General features: G+C 73.0%; 12 protein-coding genes. 7 read left to right on the plus strand and 5 right to left on the minus strand.

The window, feature by feature from the left end:
• The first annotated feature begins 1 nt into the window (after position 1).
• On the plus strand, positions 2-1,579 hold the full coding sequence (locus ACFYUV_RS07245) for a PucR family transcriptional regulator (protein WP_387665983.1): 1,578 nt from the start codon (positions 2-4) through the stop codon (positions 1,577-1,579).
• Between the two features lie 2 nt (positions 1,580-1,581).
• On the opposite strand, the gene ACFYUV_RS07250 is transcribed toward ACFYUV_RS07245, so the two are convergent.
• On the minus strand, positions 1,582-4,401 hold the full coding sequence (locus ACFYUV_RS07250) for a BTAD domain-containing putative transcriptional regulator (protein WP_387665986.1): 2,820 nt from the start codon (positions 4,399-4,401) through the stop codon (positions 1,582-1,584).
• Positions 4,398-7,223 carry a BTAD domain-containing putative transcriptional regulator gene (locus ACFYUV_RS07255; protein WP_387665989.1) on the minus strand — a complete coding sequence of 942 codons (2,826 nt, stop codon included), beginning with the start codon at positions 7,221-7,223 and terminating at the stop codon, positions 4,398-4,400. The genes ACFYUV_RS07250 and ACFYUV_RS07255 overlap by 4 nt, the downstream gene beginning before the upstream one ends.
• Before the next feature lie 448 nt (positions 7,224-7,671).
• On the opposite strand from ACFYUV_RS07255, the gene ACFYUV_RS07260 reads away from it, so the two are divergent.
• The 4 genes from ACFYUV_RS07260 (at position 7,672) to ACFYUV_RS07275 (ending at position 12,150) form a co-directional block, all read left to right on the plus strand.
• A complete protein-coding gene (locus ACFYUV_RS07260; RefSeq protein WP_387665991.1) occupies positions 7,672-8,955 on the plus strand; it encodes a tetratricopeptide repeat protein in 1,284 nt (427 codons plus the stop codon).
• Between the two features lie 44 nt (positions 8,956-8,999).
• Positions 9,000-9,581, plus strand: a complete 582-nt coding sequence (locus tag ACFYUV_RS07265) for a copper resistance CopC family protein (RefSeq protein WP_358294267.1) — start codon at positions 9,000-9,002, stop codon at positions 9,579-9,581.
• Positions 9,578-11,554: a cytochrome c oxidase assembly protein gene (locus ACFYUV_RS07270; RefSeq protein ID WP_387665995.1), complete on the plus strand. Its 1,977-nt coding sequence runs from the start codon at positions 9,578-9,580 to the stop codon at positions 11,552-11,554. The genes ACFYUV_RS07265 and ACFYUV_RS07270 overlap by 4 nt, the downstream gene beginning before the upstream one ends.
• Positions 11,555-11,760: 206 nt before the next feature.
• A complete protein-coding gene (locus ACFYUV_RS07275; RefSeq protein ID WP_358294264.1) occupies positions 11,761-12,150 on the plus strand; it encodes an ATP-binding protein in 390 nt (129 codons plus the stop codon).
• Between the two features lie 13 nt (positions 12,151-12,163).
• On the opposite strand, the gene map is transcribed toward ACFYUV_RS07275, so the two are convergent.
• Positions 12,164-13,012, minus strand: coding sequence for a type I methionyl aminopeptidase (gene map, locus ACFYUV_RS07280; RefSeq protein WP_352353489.1), 849 nt, complete (start codon positions 13,010-13,012; stop codon positions 12,164-12,166).
• A gap of 32 nt (positions 13,013-13,044) precedes the next feature.
• On the opposite strand from map, the gene ACFYUV_RS07285 reads away from it, so the two are divergent.
• Positions 13,045-13,221 carry a hypothetical protein gene (locus ACFYUV_RS07285; protein ID WP_352323881.1) on the plus strand — a complete coding sequence of 59 codons (177 nt, stop codon included), beginning with the start codon at positions 13,045-13,047 and terminating at the stop codon, positions 13,219-13,221.
• A 7-nt stretch (positions 13,222-13,228) separates the two neighbouring features.
• Here the strand turns inward: ACFYUV_RS07285 and ACFYUV_RS07290 are convergent, their stop codons facing one another.
• Positions 13,229-13,888 carry a cyclase family protein gene (locus tag ACFYUV_RS07290; protein WP_387665999.1) on the minus strand — a complete coding sequence of 220 codons (660 nt, stop codon included), beginning with the start codon at positions 13,886-13,888 and terminating at the stop codon, positions 13,229-13,231.
• Complete coding sequence (locus ACFYUV_RS07295; RefSeq protein ID WP_364331991.1) at positions 13,885-14,136, minus strand: hypothetical protein; 252 nt, start codon at positions 14,134-14,136, stop codon at positions 13,885-13,887. Before ACFYUV_RS07295 ends, ACFYUV_RS07290 begins: the two co-directional genes overlap by 4 nt.
• A 73-nt stretch (positions 14,137-14,209) precedes the next feature.
• On the opposite strand from ACFYUV_RS07295, the gene ACFYUV_RS07300 reads away from it, so the two are divergent.
• A complete protein-coding gene (locus tag ACFYUV_RS07300) occupies positions 14,210-15,151 on the plus strand; it encodes a LysR family transcriptional regulator (RefSeq protein WP_352353485.1) in 942 nt (313 codons plus the stop codon).
• Positions 15,152-15,181: the final 30 nt, after the last annotated feature.

Consider the following 15,181-nt stretch of genomic DNA (forward strand, 5'->3'; position numbering starts at 1 on the left):
AGTGCGCATCAGTGACCTGCTGGCGATCGACGAGCTGGGTCTCAGGCTGCTGGCCGGCGACCCGGAGCGCGAGTTCGGCACGGTCCACATCACCGACCTGCCCGAGCCGGGGCGCTACCTGTCCGGCGGCGAGCTGGTCCTGACCGGCCTGATGTGGCGCGACACCGCCGCCGACTCCGCCCGTTTCGTCACCGCCCTGGTCGAGGGCGGGGTGTCCGCGCTCGGCGCGGGCGCGGCCCGGCTCGGGCACGTGCCCGCCGACCTGGTCTCGGCCTGCCGCCAGGCCGGGCTGCCGCTGGTCGAGGTGCCGGTCGAGGTCTCCTTCCGCACGCTGGCCGAGCTGGTCGCGCCCCGGCTGTCCGGCGACGTGCGCGACGCCCTCGGGCGTCACCGCAGGCTCGTGGCGGCCCTGGCCGAGGGCGCCGACCTGCGCGGGCTGTTCGAGCTGACCGCCGCCGAGCTGGGCGTCACGGGCGCCGTCCTGTCGGCGTCCGGTGAGGTGGTCGTCGGTACGGCCGCCGATCCGGCGGGGCTGGCCAGGGCCTACCTGACCGCGCCCCGGCTGCCCGCGCTGGCCGGCGGCGCCACTCTCTTCGCCGTCGGACGCGGCCACCGGGCGGCCGGCTGGGTCCTGGCCTGCGACGGCGACCTGCTCGGCCGCGCCGACCTCGGCTACGAGCTGGCCGCCTGCGTGGCGCTCGAACGCGGCCGCCTGGAGGAGGGCCGCCGGGTCGAGCGCCGCCTGGCCGGGCAGCTCGTGGCGGCCGCCCTGGCCGACTCCGACGCGGCCGAGCTCAACGCCCGGCTGCGCACGTGCGGCATCGACGCGGACGAACCGTACGCCGTGGTCAGCGCCACCGTCCCGCGCCCCGGCGCCACCGTCCCACGCTCCGGCGCCCCCGGCGCCCCCACCGCCCCCGCCGTTCTCGGCGGCCGGATCCTGGAGGAACTGCTCGCCCGCGAGGTCGTCGCCGCCCCCGTCCCGGCCGAACCACCTCAGGGCAGCGGCGGCACGGCCGTCGAGGGTGGCGGTCGCAGCGGCGGCGGTGGGGCGGTGGCGGTGGTCGCGTTGCGGGGGAGGAGCGTCGGGGAGCTGGCCGCGCGGTTGCGGGCCGGGGCCGCCGTGCTGGCCGCGCTGCCCGGCGCCCGCCTGAGCGTCGGCCTGAGCGGCGCGCTGACCGGCGCCGCCGCGCTCAAGGGCGGCGTGGAGGAGGCCGGGCACGCCAGGCGGCTGGCCGAGGCCCGCGACGGCGGCGTGGTCACCAGCGACGAGATCTACACCCACGCGCTGCTGCTGGCCACCGTGCCGGGCGACGTGCGCCGCTCCTTCTCCGACCGGCTGCTGTCCCCGCTGCTCGCCTACGACCGCCGCCACCAGTCGGGCCTCGTGCGCACGCTCGACGTCTTCCTCGACTGCTCGGGCTCGTGGAACGCCTGCGCCGAACGGCTCCACGTGCACGTCAACACGGTCCGGTACCGCATCCGCAGGATCGAGGAGCTGACCGGGAGGAACCTGTCGGCGATGTCCGACCGCGTCGACTTCTTCCTCGCACTCCGCGACACCACCCCGCCCCGCTGACCTCACGCCTCCCGCTCCGCCGCCCCCATCGCCGCCCGCACGGCCGCCAGCTCGGCGTCGGCCCGCCGCTCCCACAGGGCGTTGCCCCCGGACTCCGCGTTGGCCACCGCCTCGGTCGCGTGGGACAGCGCCTCGTCCAGCCGGCCGAGCATTCTGCAGGCCCTCGACATGGTGATGAGACACTCGACCATGAACCGGTACCCGGTTCCGCCGAGCAGCTTCATCCCCTCGCTCATGTGCTCCAGGGAGAGCTCGGGATCGCCCAGGTCGAGCATGACCTGCGAGAGCACGACGTGCGCGTGTCCCTCATGCGTCGTGTCACCGCTCTGGCGGGCCGCGGCCAGGGCCCGCTCCAGAGGGGCCCGCGCCTGCGCGTGGTGCCCCATGCCCTGGCGGGCCGTGCCGAGCATCAAGCAGGCGAAGCGGACGCCGACTTCGGAGCCGATCTGCCTGGCGACCGCGAGCTGCTGTTCGGCGTGGGGCAGCGCCTCTTCGTAGCGCTGTCTGGCGACGTAGGCGTTCGACAGGTTCCCCAGCACCCGCATCTGCCCGAAGCCGTCGCCGAGTCGCCTCGCGATGGCCAGCTCGGCCTCCAGGTGGGGGATCCCCTCCTCGGGGCGTCCGGTCAGGCGCAGCCCGTTGGCGATGTGGCCGTGGGCGATCTGTGCGCCGGCGTCGTCGCCCAGCCGTTCGCACACCCGCAGTGCCATGGTGTTGAGCGTCAGCATGTCGTGGCCCTCGTGCGACCGCTGCTGATGCCACAACAGCGCGAACGTGAGCCGCACGCCGAGTTCGGCGATCCCGTCGTCCGGGGAGGAGAGGGCCTGGACGGCCACCGCGTTCAGGACGTGCTCCTCCGCCCGCAGCCAGGCGAGCGCCTCCTCGGGCGTGGCGAACGCCCGGGACGTCGCTTCGTCCACCGGGCGCCCGAGCTGGACGCGATGGGGGTCGATGACGACGTTCGCCTGCCGGGCGGAGGCCGCGAAGTACCCGAGCACCCGCAGGAGCGGCTTTTCCGGATCGCGTACGGGCAGGTCGCCGGCGAACAGCCGGACGAGGTCGTGCAGCTGATGACGACCGTCCCCGGTACGTTCGATCAGGTTCGCCTCCGCCAGCCGGTCCAGGGCGCGCCGTGCCTCGTCCGGTGTTCTGTCCAGCAGCACCGCCGCCACGTCCGCGGTCATGTCCGGCACGTGCAGCCGTCCGAGGAGAGGCAGGGCGCCGGCCGCCAGCCGGTCCACGGGACGGCTGCCGCCGATGAGCCCGTCGTAGCTGGCGGCCAGGCTGGACCGTACGGCCAGGTCTCCCGCGGCCAGCTCGTGCAGCCGTCTGCGCTGGTCCGCCAGCCGCCTGCCGAGGGTGCCCACGGTCCACTCCGGATGATCGGCCAGGCGGGCGCCCGCGATGCGCAGGGCGAGCGGGAGGCCGTCGCAGAGCCGGACCAGCGTCGAGGTCCCGGCCGGGTCGGCGCCCACCCGTCCGTCGCCGGCCAGCTTGGACAACATCGTCGTCGCCTCCGCCTCCGACAGCCGTCCCAGCCGGAGCTGGACGCAGTCGTCGCCGACGTTGAGCGACTCCCTGCTGGTCACGAGCACGCTGACACCGAGCGGCGTGGACAGGAACGGCCGGATCTGGTCCAGCCCGGAGGCGTCGTCCAGGACCACGAGCAGGTTCCTGCCGTGCAACCTGCTGCGCCACATGGCCGCCGCCTCGTCCAGCTCGGCCGGGACGTCCTCGCGAGGCGTCCCGATCCCGCGCAGGAGCCGGCCCGCGAGCCCATGGGCGGACAGACGCGGCACGTTGGGGGTGCTTCCGCGCAGGCTCACGTAGAGCTGGCCGTCGGGGAAGCGGTCCCGCACGGCGTGCGCGACCCGTACGGCGAGGGCCGACTTGCCCACGCCGGGCGGTCCGGAGATCACGACGAGCGGATGCGGCGGGACGTCGTCACGGGGAGCCAGCAGCGCTGCCAGCCGGACGGTCTCCTGCGCCCGGCCCACGAAGCCGATGAGCTCGCGCGGCAACTGGCGGGGAACCGTCTCGGCGGCGACGCGGACGGACGCCCGATCGCCCGCCAGCACGACCCGATGAGCCTCGCGCAGCCCCTGACCGGGGTCGATGCCCAGCTCCTCGGCCAGGCTCACCCGGACGTCCTCGTACGCCCTGAGCGCCTCAGCCTGGCGGCCCGACCGGCTCAGGGCGAGGATGAGCAGCTCGTGCAGACGCTCGCGCAGGGGATGGCGGGCGGCCAGCTCCCGCAGCGTGGCGATGGCTTCGCCGGCGCGGCCCTGCTGCAGGAGGAGCTCGGAGCGGCCCTCGAAGGCGACCAGGCGCAGTTCGTCCAGCACGGCGCGTTCGGTCTCGGCGAAGGGGCCCGTCACCCCGCTCAGCGCCACGCCCCGCCAGAGGCCGAGCCCCTCGTCGAACAGGCGTAACGCCTCTTCCAGAGCACCCGTGCCCCGCGCGCGCAGTGCCGCGTTCACCAGCTCGGAGAAGGCGAAGGCGTCCACCTTGTGCGGTTCGACGAGCAGTTGGTAGCCGCCGGCCTTGCTGATCAGCAGCCTCGACCGCTCACCCGGCCTGCGGCCCGGCTCCAGGGTGCGCCTCAGCCCCGCGACGTAGGTATAGACGCTCTGCCCGGCACTGGCCGGGGGCTTCTCCCCCCACAGCCCCTCCACCAGCTGATCCATGGTCACGACCCGGCCCGGCGGGGAGACCAGCATGACCAGGACGGCCTGCTGACGGGCGGGCCCCAGGTCGAACGCCACCCCGTCGCGGGCGCCGGTCACCGGGCCGAGAAGGCCGATGCTCAGACTGTCGCTCATCCCCATGCGCCCCGGGCGCCCGTGGCCTGCCGTGCCTCTCGTACGGCCTCCTGCTCGCTCCTGGCCTCCTGCTGCCATTCCGTGGCCAGCCTGTCGGTCACGGCCGCGGTCAGGGCCGCGGTGACACAACCGGTGGCGCTGTCCAGCTCGCCCAGAGCCCGGTAGGTGCGTGACAGTCCGAGGAGGCACCGCAGCCGCGCCACCCGGTTGCCGGCGGGCTCGATCAGCTTCAGGGCGAGCAGGAAGTTCGGCAGGGCCTGGTCCGGCATGCCCAGGTCGAGGTGGACCTCGCCGAGCACCCCTCGAAGGTGGGCCTGGTGGGTGGTGTCGCCGACCTCCTCGGCGTCGGCCAGGGCCAGGCAGAGGATCTCGCGGGCCTGTTCGAGCCGGCCGCATCTGTGGTGGGCCTCCCCGAGGATGAGCCTCGCGTAGCGGACGCCCACCCGCGCGCCGATCAGCCCCGCGACGGCGAGCTGCTGCTCCGCCAGGACGATCGCCTGCTCGAAGTCCTCATCGTGGTAGTGCACGTTGGCGAGGTTGCCCAGCGCGCGCTGCTCGGAGAAGGCGTCGCCCAGCCGCCTGGCGATCGCCAGCTCGATCCGCAGGTGCTCGACGGCCTCGTCCCTCCTGCCCTTCATCCTCAGGGCCGTGGCCAGCTCGCCGTGCGCGTGCATCGCGATCTCCACGTCGCCGAGCCGTTCGCAGACCCGCAGCACCATCAGGCCGAGCTCCACCAGGTCCGTCGTGCGGTAGGCGCGCTGCAGGGGCCAATGCAGGGCGAAGGCGAGCGCCAGGCCCAGCGCGGCGATGTCGTCGTCGGCGGCGGTGAGCGCCTGGCGGGCCGCGGCCAGCAGCACGGCCTCCTCCTCCAGCAGCCAGGCCGTCGCCTCCTCCCGCGTGCCGACCTGGTGCGTGACGGCTTCGGCGACCGGGCCACGCTGGACGCGGTGCGGGTCCATGACCTGGCTGGCCAGCCGGGCGGAGGCCGCGTAGTACGCGAGCGCGCGCAGCACCGGCTTCTTGGCGTCGGGGGGACGCACCTCGCCCGCGAACAGGCGGACGAGGTCGTGGAGCTGGTAGTGGCCCGGCCGGGGGCGGTCGAGCAGGTGCGCGTCGGTCAGCCGTTCCAGGGCCAGGTCGGCGTCGGCGGGGTCGGCGTCGAGCAGGGCCGCGGCGGCCTCGGCGGTGATCTCGGGGACGTGCAGGAGGCCCAGCAGGGTCAGCGCGCGGGCGGCCAGCCGGTCGAGGGGGCGGGGGCTGCGTTCGAGCGCGGTGAAGCTGGCCGCCAGACCGGCGCGTACGGCCAGGTCGCCGGCCACGAGCTCGTGCAGCCGCCGGCGTTCGTCGCCCAGCCGGCCGGCCATCGTGGCGACGCTCCAGTCGGGGCGGCTGGCCAGGCGGGCCCCCGCGATGCGCAACGCCAAAGGCAGGCCGTCGCAGAGCCGGACGAGCTCGGCGGTGTCGCCCGCGCCGGCCCGCACGCGCTCCTCCCCGGCCAGCCCGGCCAGCATCGCGGCCGACTCCGCGGGGGACATCCGGCCGAGTTCGAGCTGGTAGGAGTCCTCGCCCCAGGTCATGCTCTCGCGGCTGGTCACCAGCAGCGCGGTGCCGAAGGGGGTGGACAGCAGCGGGCGGATCTGCGCCAGGTCGGCGGCGTCGTCCAGCAGGACGAGGACCCGGCGGCCGTGCAGGAGGCTGCGCCACGTCGCCGCCGCCTCGTCCAGGTCGGCGGGTACGGCGTCGGCCGCCACCCCCAGCCCCCGCAGGAACCGGCCGAGCACGTCGAGCCCGGTCAGCGCGGGCAGCTCCGGCGTCGCGCCGCGGCAGTTGACGAACAGCTGGCCGTCGGGAAAGCGGTCCTGGACCAGGTGGGCGACCTGGGCGGCCAGCGCGGACTTCCCGACGCCCGGCGGCCCGGAGACGATCACCAGCGGCGTCGGCGGACGCCCGCCGCCGGGGGCCAGCCGCCGCTCCAGCTCGTCCAGCTCACGCGAGCGGCCCACGAACCCGGCCAGGTGGCGCGGGAGCTGGTGCGGCACCCCGTCGCCCCGCCACGGCCCGGGCTCCCCGCGCAGCACCAGCTGGTGACACTTGCGTAACCCCTCGCCCGGTGTGAGGCCCAGCTCCTCCAGGAGCAGGACCCGGCCCTCCTCGTAGACCTTCAGCGCCTCGGCCTGACGGCCCGAGCGGTAGAGGGCCAGCATGAGCAGCTCGCGGGTGCGCTCGCGCAACGGGTGGCGGACGGTCAGGTCGCGCAGGTCGTCGGTGATCTCGTGGTGGCGGCCCAGGTGCAACAGGCTCTCGTGCCGCTGTTCCAGCGCGGTCAGGCGTAACAGCTCCAGCCGGGAGCGTTCCCGTTCGGCGAACGGGCCGGTCAGGCCGGTCAGCGCGGTGCCGCGCCACATCGCCAGGGCCTCGTCCAGGAGCTGTACGGCGCGGCGGTCGTCACCCTCGCGGCGGCACGTGCGGGCCTCGTCCAGGCGTTCGGCGAAGCACAGGGAGTCGACCTGTACGGGCCCGACGTTGAGGGCGTATCCCGCGCCGGTGCCCGACAACAGCCGCGACGGGGCGCGCCGCCCGCGGTCGGGCTCGAAGGCGCGGCGCAGGCCGGCGACGTAGGTGTAGACGCTCTGCTCGGCGTTGCGCGGCGGCTCGTCGCCCCAGATCCCCTCGACGAGCCGGCTCATCGGGACGGGCCGCGCGGCGGCCGAGGCGAGGACGGCCAGGGCGGCCCGCTGCCGGGCCGGACCGAGATCGACGGGCCGCGATCCGCGTTCGGCGTGAACGGTTCCGAGAAGGCGGATGTAGATGTCGTCGCTCACGCGTCCTCCCCGTTCACAGCCCCGGCGTCCCCCTTACCAGGGCAGCGTATTCAGAATTCCGTGGCGGTATGGCGATCACGCGACTGTAGATCAAATGTAGAAGGGTTCGGGTACGCTCAGCCCGGTGGTGAGAAGAGGGGGCACATCCGCGGACCGGGCCTCATCGTCCCCTGCTGCTGGAGAGCGCTCGTCCATGGGATCGGTGCGGTTCGGAGCACAGCCACGCGCCGTACCCCCTCTTGCTGCGAGCCTCAGCAGCAGTGCTGGTCTTCCTGGAAGGAAGAGAGGGCAGACGTCGCGGCGTTCGCGGCCGTAACATTGCCTCCTATAGTCACCAAGGCGACAATCGCGGTGACTAGCGCGGACAGGGCAATACGCATGCGCATGGGGGGTTCTCCCTCGCCTGTGTGGGGTTGCTCGGACTTCATCATCTCAGGGAGCAACGACTGTGACCACATCTGACCTGGTCGGACTCCGCATCAAGACCGTTCGGCGACAGCGTGGCCTGTCACAGGCACAGCTGGCGCATCCAGAGTTGTCGGACAGCTATGTCTCCTTGATCGAGAGTGGCAAGCGTACCCCTACCCCCGCCGTCCTGGAGCTGCTGGCCCAGAAACTCGACTGCTCGCTGTCCTATCTGATCAACGGCGTGACCGCCGAGCAGATGGAGGACATCGAGCTGGCGCTCGGCTACGCGCGTCTCGCGCTCGAGAACGGTGAGGTCGCCGAGGCCCGGACGCGCTACACCGAGCTGCTGGCGAACAACAATCTGACAGGCTTGACAGCCTTGCGTCAAGAGACCGAATTCGGACTCGCCTTCGCCGCCCAGGCCAGCGGAGACTTCGACGGCGCGATCGCGATCCTGCTCAGGCTGTCGGAGGAGGAGCTGCCTCCCGACCGCCGCGTCGAGATCGCCTCCAACCTGTGCCGGGCCTACCGCGAGAGCGAGCGGCTCACTGAGGCGGTGGAGGTCGGCGAGCAGATGCTGAGCAGCACCACGCGACCCGCGTGGAACGATCTGCTCGTGGAGCTCGGCGCCGGCCTGCTCGCGGCGTACATGGAGCGCGGCGACCTGCTGCGCGCCCGGCAGTTCGCGGCCGAGCTGCTGAACGCCGCCGACGCCCTCGGCACGCCGCGCTCGATCGTGGCCGCCAACTGGATGGCCTCCAACACGGCCTCCGCCACCGGGCACGCGGAGGAGGCGCTGTCCTTCGCCGAACGCGCCATGGCCGTGCAGCTGGAGACCGGCCAGCCGGGCAGCATCGCCAGGATGCGGCTCGCGCACGCCCGCAAGCGCCTGCTGGCCCGCCCCCAGGAGGCCGCGGCCGTACGAGACGTGCTGCGTGGCGCGATCGCCGAGTTCGAGCAGACCGCCACCAGCACCGTCGAGCGGGCGCGGCTCCTCGTGGAGCTGGCCCGTGCCGAGTGCATGACCGGTGACCTCGACGAATCCGTGGAGCATGCCGACAGGGGCAGAGGGCTGGTGCCCAACACCGCCTCCGCCCTCAGGGCCGAGGCGGAACTGCTGCTCGCCAGGGTCTACGGCTCGGTCGGCCGCATGGACCAGGCCGAGCGGCAGCTGTCGTCCGTACGCGACTCGCTCTCGCCGTTGCCCGACTCCCGCCGGTCGGCCGCCACCTGGTACGCCGCCGCCGAGACGATGGAGCAGCTGGGCGACTCCGACGGCGCCGTGGACGCCTACCAGCGGGCTCTCGCCTGCGCGGGGCTGTAGCGAGGTCAGGACCGGGCGGTGGCGTCGGTAGCCTTGGGGGTGCCATGAAGAGTTCCCCGCTCGCGGCACTCACCGCGATTCTCGCCGCCCTGTTCGTGCTCGGCACCGCCACCCCGGCGCTGGCCCACGACTCACTCAAGAGCAGCGACCCGGCCAAGGGCGCCGAGGTCGAGGCCCTCGACGAGGTCAGGCTGGAGTTCACCGCCAAGGTGCGCATGCCGTTCGTCATCGTCCGGGGCGCGGATGAGGCCGTCTTCCAGGAGGGCAAGCCCGAGGTCGACGGCGCGGTGGTGCGGCAGGCGGTCAAGGGGCCGCTGCCGGGCGGGAAGTACACCCTCGCCTACCGGGTCGTCTCCTCCGACGGCCATCCCATCGAGGGCGAGATCCCCTTCACGGTCAAGGCGGCTCCGGCGGCCTCGCCGAGCGCGTCGGCCACCGACGCGGCGTCGGCCGCGCCCTCCACCGCCGCCCCCGCTCCCTCCTCCGCCGCTCCGGTCGCTCCCGCGGCCGACCAGGCGGCGGCCACGCCGAAGGGCGGCTTCCCGACCTGGCTGGTCATCGTGATCGGCGCGCTGGTCGGCATCGGCATCGGGTTCCTGTTCAGCGCGCGGAAGAAGAAGCCATGAGCAGAACGGCGCGGCTCGCGCTCGCGGGTGCGGCGGCGGCGGTCGCCGCCCTGGTGATCGGCATGATCGCCGGCGGCCGGGCCTTCCCCAGGATCATCCCCGGGCTGCCCGACGCCGGGGCGGTGGTCAGGTGGGGCCTGCCGGTGTCCAAGCTGCTGATGGACGTCACCGGCGTGCTCACCGTCGGCCTGCTGCTCACGGCCGCCCTGCTGCTGCCCAACGACAAGGGCATGCTCGGCAAGCCGGGCCTGCTCTACGTCAGGGCCTCGTCCTGGACGGCGCTCGGCTGGGCCGCCTCGGCGTTCCTGGCCATCGTGTTCACCACGGCCGACTCCTGGGGCCGTACGGTCCCGCAGATCCTCAACCGGGAATACCTGACCAGCACCGCCACCCAGACCACCCAGGGCGTGGCGCTCACGCTGGTGGTGCTGTTCGGGGTGGCCATCGCGCTGTTCTCGCGCGGCGCGATCACCGCCGGGTCCGCGGCCGGCCTGCTGGTGTTCGCACTGGTGACGATGTTGCCGCCGCCGCTGACCGGCCACACCTCCTCCTCGCCCAACCACGACCTGGCCACCTCGGCGGTCTCGCTGCACCTGCTCGCGCTGGCCCTGTGGGTGGGCGGCCTGGTCGTGCTGGCCGCGCACGCGATGCGCGGGCAGCCGCAGCTCACCGTGGCCGCCGCCCGGTTCTCCGCGCTGGCGCTGTGGTGCTTCGTCGCGGTCGGCCTGTCCGGCGTGTTCAGCCTGGTCGCCCGGCTCGGCGCGCTGTCCGACCTGTGGACCACCCAGTACGGCCTGCTGGCCCTGGCCAAGATCGTCGCCTTCGTGCTGCTCGGCTACGTCGGCTACTGGCACCGGCAGCGCACGCTCGTCGACCTGGAGGCGGGCCGGCCCAGGGCGTTCACCCGGCTGGCCGGCGGCGAGACGCTGCTCATGCTGGCCACCGTCGGGCTGGCGGTCGCGCTGTCGCGCACGCCGCCCCCCGAGTTCAGCGTGCCCGCCGACCGGGCCTTCGAGCTGCTCGGCTTCCCCGTCCCGCCGGAGATCACGATCGCGAACGTGTTCTCGCTGTGGTGGTTCGACCTGTTCTTCGCCGCGGTGGCCGCCGTGCTCGCCGGGCTTTACGGCGCAGGCGTCTACCGGCTGATGCGGCGCGGCGACTCCTGGCCGTGGGGGCGCACCGCCGCCTGGTTCATCGGCATCGCGCTGCTGGTGTTCGCCACCCAGAGCGGCCTGGCCCGCTACGCCAAGGTCCTGTTCGACGTGCACATGATCGAGCACATGACGCTGTCCATGATCGTGCCGATCTTCCTGGTCCTGGGCGGCCCCGTGACGCTGGCGCTGCGGGCGCTCAAGCCGGCGGCCCGGCGGGGCGACAGGGGCCCCCGGGAGTGGATCACCACGATCCTGCACAGCCGGGCGGTCAAGGTCATGTCCCATCCGGTCGTGGCGACGGCCATCTTCGTCGCCTCCACCTACGCCCTCTACTTCACGCCGCTGTTCGAGTCGGCCATGCAGGAGCACCTGGGGCACATCTGGATGACCCTGCACTTCCTGCTCAGCGGCTCGCTGTTCTTCTGGGTGATCATCGGCGTCGACCCGGGCCCGAGCCGGCTGCCGTACGTCGGCCGGCTGCTGATGCTCTTCGTCACCATGCCCTTCCACGCCTTCTTCGGCATCGCGCTGATGATGACCGGCTCGGTGATCGCCGCCGGCTGGTACGAGCCGCTCGGCCGTACGTGGGGCGACAACCTGCTGCAGACCCAGCAGGACGGCGGGGCCATCGCGTGGGGCTTCGGCGAGATCCCGACGCTGCTCGTGTTGCTGGCCATCGCGGCCCAGTGGTACCGCGACGACGAACGGCAGGCCCGGCGGGCCGACCGCAAGGCCGACCGGGGCGGCGCACGCGACACCGAACTCGACTCCTACAACGACTATCTCGCCCGTCTCAACCGCGCTGACAAGGGCGAGTAGCGGTTCGGCCATGGCACCCTATCCTCGGCTCACAGGTCTCAGGACCGCCGGGTAGCCTGTCTCACAGGGGAGAAGGGCATAACCTCATCAGCTAGCGTGCGCAGACCTTGAGGGGGGATTGCGCGACGCGTGCGGGGCGCCGGAGTGGGGACCGGCGCGGGCCCGGGGTGCCGAGGAAGGCGAGACCATTGGCGGAAGAGACACGCATGCGCGGGGGGCAGAGCCTGGCCGAGGCGCTCGAGGGCCTCCTGGCGCAATGGTCGGAGCGGACGGGGATCACCGTCGAGACCTGGGCGCTGCCCGGCACCGACGTGCCCTCGCGGGTGTCCGGCGGCGTCATGGAGACGATGCGCGAGGCGCTGTCCAACGTCGAGCGCCACAGCCGGGCCCGTACGGTCGCGGTGGCGGTGACCACGGGCCCGAGCGGCCTGCGCCTGACGGTCAGCGACGACGGCCAGGGCTTCGCCGAGGGCGGCGCGGGGCGCGGGATCGCCCGGATGCGGGCCGCGTTCGCCGAGCTCGGCGGCACCCTGTCGGTCAACGGCGTGCCCGGCGAGGGCACGACGGTGAGCGGGGCGATCCCCAGGCGACGCTGACGGCCGGGGCCGGTCAGGGGAGGGTCAGGATCTCGCTGCCCGTCTCGGTGACCACGATGGTGTGCTCGAACTGGGCCGTGCGCTTGCGGTCCTTGGTCACCGCGGTCCACTTGTCGGGCCAGATGTCGTAGTCGATCGTGCCCAGCGTGAGCATCGGCTCGATGGTGAACGTCATGCCCGGCACCAGCTCCACCCGCAGCGACGGGTCGTCGTAGTGGGGGACCATGAGGCCGGAGTGGAAGCTCGTGCCGATGCCGTGGCCGGTGAAGTCGCGCACGACGCCGTAGCCGAAGCGCTTGGCGTACGCCTCGATGACGCGGCCGACCACGTTGAGCTGGCGGCCGGGGGCGACCGCCCTGATGGCCCGCATCATGGCCTCGCGGGTGCGCTCGACCAGCAGGCGCGACTCCTCGTCGACCTCGCCCACCAGGTAGGTGGCGTCGGTGTCGCCGTGGACGCCGCCGATGTAGGCGGTGATGTCGATGTTGACGATGTCGCCGTCGCGCAGCACGGTGTCGTCGGGGATGCCGTGGCAGATGACCTCGTTGATCGAGGTGCACAGCGACTTGGGATAGCCCTTGTAGCCCAGCGTGCTGGGGTAGGCGCCGTGGTCGATCAGGAACTCGTGGCCGATGCGGTCGAGCTCGTCGGTGGTGACGCCCGGGGCGATGTGCCGGCCGACCTCTTCGAGCGCCTGCGCGGCGATGCGGCCCGCCACGCGCATGCGCTCGATGATCTCGGGGGTCTTCACGTCGGACTCGCCGGTCGTGGGGCGCTTCTTGCCGACGTACTCCGGCCGCTCGATGTGGGCGGGGACCTTCCGGACGGGCGAGACTCGCCCGGGCTGGAGCAGTGTCGTCATGAAACACGAGTCTACGGGGCAGAATTGACCATGTGAGCGAAGGCCAGTGGTGGTTCTGTCTCAAGCACATGCGGGTCGAGCCCGACCAGGGCTGCCCCAACAAGGACCGGATGGGTCCCTACGCCTCGGAGGAGGAGGCGGCGGGCGCGTTGCAGCGCGCCGCCGACCGCAACAAGGCGTGGGACGAGGCCGAGCAGGAGGACGAGTGACCCCCGCCTACGGCACGACGGCGTAGGCCCGCACGGGGAAGGTGCCCATGCCCGCGATCATCGGGGGCGCGGCATGGAACCTGAACCCCTCCGCGGGCAGCGCCGACAACCCCGTCAGGTGCTCGACGATCGGGATCCCCGCCTTCAGCAGGATCGTGTGGGCGGGGCGTTCGCCGTGCGGCGGGGTGTCGTCGATGTTGAGCGAGTCGATGCCGACCAGCGCCGCGCCCTGCTCGGCCAGCCACGCCGCCGACTCGGGCGCCAGGTACGGGTGGTCGCGGAAGTAGGCGGCGGTGCCGAAGTGGCGGTCGAAGCCGGTGTGGATCAGCACCGCCCGGCCGCGTACGTCGGGCGCCGTGTCGGGCGCGGTGTCGAGCACCACCTCGCGGCCGCCCCCCGAGGCCGGTACGACCAGGCCGGGCAGGTCGGCCAGGCTGCTCAGCGGCACCTGCGCCAGGTCCTGGCCGCCGGCGTAGCGGTGGTGCGGGGTGTCCAGGTAGGTGCCGGTGTTGGCGGCCAGCGTGATCACGCCGATCTCGAACTCGGTGCCCGGGGCGTAGACCTCGCGTGAGTCCTCCCTGCTCAGGTGGGTGCCCAGCGTCGGCCCCGGGACGCCGGGATAGGTGGTCATGCCCTCGGTGATGCGGTGGCTGAGTTCGACGATCATTTGGCGGCTCCCACCCGGACGAGTCTGACGAGGGCCACCGTGCCGATGGCGGCCCAGACGAGGTTCAGCCCGGTCGAGGGCCAGGCGGCGTTGTAGGCGCTGTTGACCATGAGCCCGAGCGCGCCGAGCAGGTTGACGACCTGGTACGTCGCGCCGTCGCCGGACAGCCGCGCGGACGAGACCAGGGCGTACCCGGCCAGCAGCAGGGCGGCTCCGGCCCAGCCGACGGCGTCGAGGAGGAGATCCATGGCCGATATTCTCTGGATTTTTGGCCTTAAAGCACAAATAAAGAAAGCTAAAGGTAGACGTAAGCTGACCTGCATGGATATTGATCCTCGACGCCTGCGTGTCCTGCACGAGGTCGCCCGCCGCGGCGGCGTGATGCGCGCGGCCGAGGCGCTGTTCCTCACCCCCTCCGCGGTCTCCCAGCAGCTCGCCCAGCTCGAACGCGAGGTCGGGCTGGCGCTCATCGACCGCTCCCAGCGCCGCGTCTCGCTCACCCCGGCGGGACGCGTGCTCGCCGGGTACGCCGAGCGGGTCGAGGAGGAGCTGAGCGAGGCCAGGAAGGAGCTGACCAGGTTCACCGAACGCCTGGCCGGGCCGGTGCGGATCGCCGCCTTCCCCACGGCCATCAAGCACATGCTGGTGCCCGCGATGCGCGCCCTGGCCGAGCGCCACCCCCGCATCACGCCGGTCATCCACGAGGTCTACGGCCAGCCCGCCCTCCAGGAGCTGCGCCTGGGCGCCGTCGACCTGCTCATCACCGAGCAGGACATGAGCCTGCCGGTCCCGGCGCAGCCGTCGCTGAACGTCCGGCCGCTGCACGTGGACGAGTTCCGGGTCGTGCTGCCGCCGGACTGGCCCGAGCCGGAGTCGACGGCCGACCTGATGCGCCTGCCCTGGGTGGCCGCCGAGCCGGACCAGGCGTGCGGGCAGGCGCTCGACCGGCTCGCCGGTATCCACGGCGTCGAGCCGCGCAGGACGCACGTCGTCACCGACTTCTCGCCGGTGCTCGCGCTGGTGGCGGCCGGGCACGGGGTGGCGATCGTGCCCGCGCTGGCCCTGCTCGACGTGCCGGAGGGCGAGGTGCGGGTGAGCGAGGTACGGGAGGTGGGAGCGCGCCGCCTGGACGCGGTCACCCGGGTGAGCAGGACGCGGTCGGGCGAGCCGGACCCGGTGCAGGCGGTGGTGATCGGCGCCATCGAGGAGGCCACCGAGAACCTGCGGGCCGCCCTCGGCCCCCGCCTCGCCGCCCAGCCCTGACCCGCGAGCCGCCCTCGGCCGCTGTCTCGC

It is taken from the genome of Nonomuraea sp. NPDC003560, assembly GCF_042878785.1.
In the GTDB taxonomy this organism is placed as follows: Bacteria; Actinomycetota; Actinomycetes; order Streptosporangiales; family Streptosporangiaceae; genus Nonomuraea.